At 69.0% G+C, this 6235-nt stretch carries 6 protein-coding genes; 3 read left to right on the top strand and 3 right to left on the bottom strand.

Features of this window, described 5'->3' with window-relative positions; all coding sequences use genetic code 11:
- Positions 1 to 223: 223 nt before the first annotated feature.
- From ACTIF2_RS23755 to ACTIF2_RS23765, 3 genes are all read left to right on the top strand, one after another.
- Positions 224 to 934, top strand: coding sequence for a GntR family transcriptional regulator (locus ACTIF2_RS23755; protein ID WP_439499607.1), 711 nt, complete (start codon positions 224 to 226; stop codon positions 932 to 934).
- A complete protein-coding gene (locus tag ACTIF2_RS23760; protein WP_439499608.1) occupies positions 931 to 1647 on the top strand; it encodes a flavin reductase family protein in 717 nt (238 codons plus the stop codon). Before ACTIF2_RS23755 ends, ACTIF2_RS23760 begins: the two co-directional genes overlap by 4 nt.
- 72 nt (positions 1648 to 1719) lie before the next feature.
- Entirely contained in the window at positions 1720 to 3498 is a 1779-nt protein-coding gene (locus ACTIF2_RS23765; RefSeq protein WP_439499609.1) for an SLC13 family permease, read from the top strand.
- 1 nt (position 3499) lies between these two features.
- Here ACTIF2_RS23765 and ACTIF2_RS23770 read toward each other — a convergent pair whose 3' ends face one another.
- From ACTIF2_RS23770 to ACTIF2_RS23780, 3 genes are all read right to left on the bottom strand, one after another.
- The gene (locus tag ACTIF2_RS23770) at positions 3500 to 4384 is read right to left on the bottom strand and encodes a DMT family transporter (protein WP_439499610.1); all 885 of its coding nucleotides are present in this window, start codon (positions 4382 to 4384) and stop codon (positions 3500 to 3502) included.
- Positions 4385 to 4462: 78 nt separating this feature from the next.
- Complete coding sequence (locus tag ACTIF2_RS23775) at positions 4463 to 5752, bottom strand: ArgE/DapE family deacylase (RefSeq protein WP_439499611.1); 1290 nt, start codon at positions 5750 to 5752, stop codon at positions 4463 to 4465.
- A gap of 138 nt (positions 5753 to 5890) precedes the next feature.
- Positions 5891 to 6235: ATP-binding cassette domain-containing protein (locus ACTIF2_RS23780; RefSeq protein ID WP_439499612.1), on the bottom strand; the 345-nt coding region annotated here is incomplete at its 5' end.

The raw sequence follows: 6235 nt of genomic DNA on the forward strand, positions 1-6235 counted from the left end.
TCTTGAAGGCGCTCGTTCAGGCTCGCTTGCCCCTCTCGATGCCGCTTGTTCAGCCAGTATGGCGCTTTGTGCGGCACCTCGTGCGCAATTAACAATCATGATTGCATACGATTTTGATATCGTATTGTATGCGATTATCTGAGACAAGCACAAAACTGGAGTGGAGCGAAATCCCGTGACATGGAGTGAGCCGCAACCGGCCGAACCTGAGCGGAGACGCGCCATGACGACGGAACCCCGCCCTCCCGGATTGCGCGCGCAATCGGTCTACCGGGCGCTGCGGCGCGCCATCATCGAGCAGGCCCTGCGGCCGGGCATGAAGCTTCCCGAGGATTCGATCGGCGAGCAGCTCGGCGTCAGCCGAACCCTGGTGCGCGAGGCCTTCGGGCGGCTCGCCGTCGAGGGCCTCGTCGAGCTCAAGCCCAATCGCGGCGCCTCCGTCGCCTATCCGACGCTGGAGGAGGCCCGCGACGTCTTCGACGTGCGCCGCAGCCTCGAACGGCTGGTGGCCGAGAGCCTCGCCGGCCGCCTCACCCCCGCGCAGGCCGCCGAGCTCGAGCAGCATGTCCGGCAGGAAGAGGCCGCCCATGGTCAGGACGGCCCGGAATCGATCCGGCTCTCCGGCGATTTCCACATCAAGCTGGCGGAGATGACCGGCAATGTCCTGCTGCTGCGCTACATCCAGGAGCTCAGCTCGCGCTGCTCGCTGATCCTGGCGATCTACGGCCGGCCGCATTCCTCAGAATGCGCCGTCTCCGAGCATCGCCAGCTGATCGAGACCTTGCGCAGCGGCGATGCCAAGCGCGCCGCCGACCTGATGGATCATCACCTGCAGGCCGTCGTCACCCGCGCCCTGCTCACCCCGCGTGCCGAGCGCGACATCCGCGACCTGCTCGCCCCCTACGCGCTCAGCGAAGGATTGAACCCGCCGTGACCGCCCAGCCGCGTATCCAGCCCAAGCCCGAGACCAGCCCCTCGACCGTCACCTTCGATTTCGCGGCGCTGACGCCGCGCGAGCGCTACAAGCTCCTGATCGGCGCCGTCGTACCGCGCCCGATCGCCCTGGTGACGACGGTCGACGCGCAGGGCGTCGTCAATGCCGCGCCGTTCAGCTTCTTCAACTGCCTCTCGGCCGATCCGGCGATCCTGGCGCTCGGCGTCGAATATCGCCCGACCGGTAGCCAGAAGGATACCGGCCGCAATGTCCGCGAGACGCTGGCCTTCACGGTCAACATCGTCTCCGATGCGCTGGTCGAGGGCATGAATGTCTGCGCCGTGCCCTTCGCTCCCGGCATCGACGAGCTGCGTCAGGCGGGGCTGGACGCCTTGCCCGGCGCCAAGGTGCCCTGCCCCTGGATCGGCCAGGCTCCGGCCGCCTTCGAATGCCGCCACCACACCACGCTCGGCATCGGCAATTCGCGCGAGATCATCCTGGGCGAGGTCGTCTACGCGCATTTCCGCGCCGATATCGTCGATCCCGAAAAACTCTATGTCGACCCCGCCGGCCTCGACGCGGTCGGCCGCATGGGCGGGCATGGCTATGCCACCACCCGCGATTATTTCGACCTGCCGACCCTGTCGGTCGAGGCCTGGCGCGAGCGGCCGGGCGATGCCAACCGGCGCCAGACGCGCCCGTCCGGGCGATAACGCCGGCCTTGCGGAACGTCGGGCGGGCGTGCTGGTTGATGGCATGCCGGATTCGGCCGCCATCAGGGTCCCATGACGCTCGACCAGTCGCTTTCCATCGCCGTCATCGTCGTGATGATGGGCCTCTTCGTCTGGGGCCGGCTGCGCTATGACGTCGTCGCCGCGCTCGCCCTGCTCGCCGCCCTGGCCTTCGGACTCGTCCCGGTCAAGGAGGCCTTCAAGGGCTTTTCCGACGATATCGTCATCATCGTCGGCAGCGCGCTGGTGGTCAGCGCGGCGGTGGCGCGCTCGGGCATCATCGAGCGGGCGCTCGGCCGCGTCGCCCCCTATCTCGGCTCGACCCAGACGCAGATCGTGATGCTGGTGTTCTCGGTCGCGGTGATGTCGGCGATCATCAAGAATATCGGTGCGCTGGCGATGATGCTGCCGATCGCCTACCAGCTCGCCCGCAAAAGCAACCAGTCGCCCTCGGTCTTCCTGATGCCGATGGCCTTCGCCTCGCTGCTCGGCGGCATCGTCACCCTCGTCGGCACCTCGCCCAACATCATCGTCGCCCGCGTGCGCGAGGAGCTGACCGGCCAGCCCTTCGAGATGTTCGACTTCGCCCCCGTCGGGATCGGCATCGCCGTCGCCGGCTGCCTCTTCCTGTGCGTCGGCTACCGCCTGCTGCCGCGCGACCGCCAGGGCGCGGCCTCGCTCGACCAGGCGCTCGACATCTCCGACTACGTCACCGAGGCCCATGTCCTCGAACGCTCGGCACTGGCCGGCAAGACGATCTCGGACCTCAAGGCGATCGCCGAGGGCGAGGTCGACGTCGTCGCCATCCTGCGCGCCAAGACGCGCGTCTCCGCCCCCTTCCCCGATGCCGGCCTGCGCGCCGACGACATCCTGCTGCTGCGCGGCGAGCCCAAGGCGCTGGAGCGCGTCGTCGCCCAGGGCGGGCTCGCGCTCGATGTCGACAAGCGCCCGACCCACAGCTCGGGCGCGCTCGACCAGATCAGCGTCAGCGAGGCGATCGTCGGGCCCAACTCGCTGCTTGCCGGCCGGTCGGTCGGCGAGCTCGAGCTGCATGAGCGCTACCGCGTCAATCTCCTCGCCGTCAGCCGCTCGCGCGAGCGCTTCACCGAGCGCCTGCGCAACATCCCGCTGCGCACCGGCGACGTCATCGTGCTGCAGGGCGACGAGAGGCTGCTGCCGGACCGCATGCGCGAGCTCGGCCTGATGCCGCTGGCAGCGCGTGCGCTCGCGCTCGGCAGCGCACGCAAGGGCTGGATCACCGGTGGCATCCTGCTCGTCACGGTGCTCGCCATCGCGCTCAATCTCGTGCCGGTCTCCGTCGCCTTCTTCGCGGCCGCCGCCCTGCTCGTCACCTTCCGGGCGATCTCGCCGCGCGATGCCTATGACTCGATCGAATGGCCGATCCTCGTCATGCTCGCCGCGCTGATCCCGGTCAGCGACACCTTGCGCTCGACCGGCACCACCGAGCTGCTGGCGGGGTGGCTCGCCGGAATCGGCATGCTCCTGCCGGGCTGGGGCGCGCTGGCGCTGATGCTCGTCGCCGCCATGGCGGTGACGCCCTTCCTCAACAATGCCGCGACCGTGCTGGTGATGGCACCGATCGGCGCGAGCTTCGCCAAGACCCTGGGCTTCAGCCCCGACGCCTTCCTGATGGCGGTGGCGATCGGCGCGGCTTGCGACTTCCTCACGCCGATCGGCCATCAGTGCAACACGCTGGTGATGGGCCCCGGCGGCTATCGCTTCGGCGATTATGCGAGGCTCGGAGCGCCGCTCTCGCTGCTCGTGATCCTGCTCGGCGTGCCGCTGATCATGCTGTTCTGGCCGCTGCGCTGAATCAGCCCGCCCGCCGCTGCGGCAGCATGATCGAGCCCGAGGCCGCGATCACCAGCACGAGGCCGAGCCAGTCGCTCGGCGTCGGCCGCTCGCCGAGCAGCAGCACCGAGCCGAGCACGCCGACCGCCGGCACCATCAGCGTGCCGAGGCTGGCGATCCCGGCGGGCAGCCGCGCGATCACCGTGAACCAGAGGAAATAGGCCAGCGCCTGCGCGCCGAGGATGTGGAAGGTCAAGGCCGCCAGCGTCCGCGGCTCCAGCATCTTGGGAACCGGCACGCCCTCGAAGACCAGCATGCCGATCCCTGCCGTCGCCCCGCCGATCAGCAGCTGCCAGGCGGCGATGGTCAGCGCCGGGGCCGAGACCGGCCAGCGCTTGCTGACGATCGTCCCCAGCGCCCAGCTCACGCTGGCGACGAGCGCGAGCGCCAGGCCGACCGAGAACTGGCCGCTCGCGATCAGCGGCAGCCCGAGGCAGGCCAGCCCGGCCGCGCCCAGTCCGAGCCCGAGGAGCCGGCGCCGGTCGAACGGCTCGGCCAGCACGAGGCGGGCGAGGATCGTCGCCCAGATCGGCATAGTGAAGGTCAGGATCGCCGCGCGCGAGGTCGGCGCCGCCAATTGCGCGAAGGCGAGCAGCACGTTGAAGGCGGCGATCGAGAGAATACCGGCGATGATCAGCCGCGGCCATTCCGGACGGGGCACGCGCAGCGAAACGCCACGCGCCAGCGCGATCACGACCAGCGCCAGCCCGGCGAAGGCCATGCCGCCGGCCCGCAATGTCCAGGGCGCGATCTCGGTGAGCGAGATACGGACGGCCGGCCAGTTGAAGCCCCAGAGCAGGCCGAGCAGCGGGACGAGTAGGAGCGAGCGGGCGGGAGCTTGCGGCATGGCGCGACTATGGCCGAGCCGTCCGCGCCGCCGTCATGTCGAATCGCGCAGGGGCGGATGCACGCATGGCGTCCCGGCTCAGCCGGCGATCGCCTCCACCCCGCACCACTCGGCGACGAACAACGCCATCGCTCCGGTAATCCGCTTCACCGATTCGAGGCTGACGCGCTCGTCGAAGGCGTGGATGTTCTCGCCCATCGGGCCGTAGCACAGGGCCGGGATCTTGTCGTAGAGCGCATGCACGCGCGCATCGAGATAGGCCGGCGTCATGAAGCTCTTCAGCGGCTTGCCGAGAGCCGATTGATGCGCCCGGCCGAGCACCGCTTCCGCCTCGCTGCCCGGTTCGAGCACATAGCCCTCGGCCCAGAAGCCGTTGAAGCTGACTTTTGGCGGATTGTTGGCGAGGAACCCGTCCGCCCGCGCGCAGGCCCGGATGCAGTCTTCGATGCGCCGCGCCGTCTCCTGCGCGCTCACGCCGGGATAGAGTCCGACGCGGCAGTCGACACGGCACCAGCACGGCACCGAGGAGGCCCAGTCTCCGCCCTCGATCTTGCCGATATTGAGGTTGATCGGATGGGCCTCGTTCTCGAAATGCTCGCGCCCCGCCTTCTCGGCGTTGAACTCTTCTTCCAGCTTGCGCAGAGCCGCAATGACCCGGTAGGCGGCGTCGATCGCGTTGGCGCCGGCCCCCATCTCGCGGACATGGACGGGCACGCCGCGCACCTCGAACTGGAACCAGAGCACGCCGGCATTGGCCCGTGCCAGCATCTCGTATTCCGGCTCGGGGATCAGCGCGGCATCGGCCCGGTAGCCGCGCAGATGGGTCATCAGCGCGCCGTTGCCGGTGGATTCCTCCTCGACCACCGATTCCAGATAGAGCGTCGCCGCCGGCTGCAGGCCGATGCGCTTCAGGGCGTCGAGGCAGTAGAAATTGGCGCCGTGCCCGGCCTTCATGTCGGCGCTGCCGCGGCCATAGAGCCAGTCGCCCTCGATCACGGGATCGAAGGGCGCATGCGTCCATTGGTCGACTGGCCCGGTCGGCACCACGTCGACATGCGCCTGCAGGATCAGCGAGCGGCCCGTCTCCTCGCGCGGATGATGGATGCCAACGACGATCGGCGCGTCCGAATGTGTGTCGGAGAACGGCGCGCCGCCGGGATGGGCCGCGATCGCGGCCTTGTCCATCGCGAACCGGTCCATGGTGAAGCCGCGCTGCCTGAGGGCGCGAAAGACGAAATCCTGGCAGGCATGCTCGTCGCCCCGCAGCGAGGGGAAACGGATCAGCTCCTGGGTGAAGGCGACTTGCTCGGCGAAACCGGCCTCGACCGAGGCGAGGATGCGGTCGCGGAGGGAAGGGTCGAGGGGCATGGGAAAGGTCTCCGACAATGGGCGAGCGCCTGGAGGGAAGCGTCATGGTCGGGCTTGACCCGACCATCTCGGAAACCAGCCATCTGGTCACGAGATTCTCGGGTCTGCGCTGCGCTCCGCCCGAGAATGACGCAAGGATCACCGCCCGAACCGTCCGCCGCCGGGCACGGCGGCGAGGAGCTGGCGCGTATAGTCGTGCTGCGGGTTGGCGAAGAGCGCCGCCGTCGGGCCGCTCTCGACGATGCGCCCGCGCTGCATCACCGCGATCTTGTCGCAGATCTGCGCCGCGACGCGCAGGTCATGCGTGACGAAGAGGATGGCGAGGCCGAGCCGCGCCTGGATGTCCTTGATCAGCGTCAGGATCTGCGCCTGCACCGAGACGTCGAGCGCCGAGACCGCCTCGTCCGCGACCAGCACGTCGGGTTCGAGCGCCAGCGCCCGCGCGATGCCGATGCGCTGGCGCTGCCCGCCGGAGAATTCATG

It is taken from the genome of Allobosea sp., assembly GCF_051860145.1.
GTDB lineage: Bacteria > Pseudomonadota > Alphaproteobacteria > Rhizobiales > Beijerinckiaceae > Allobosea.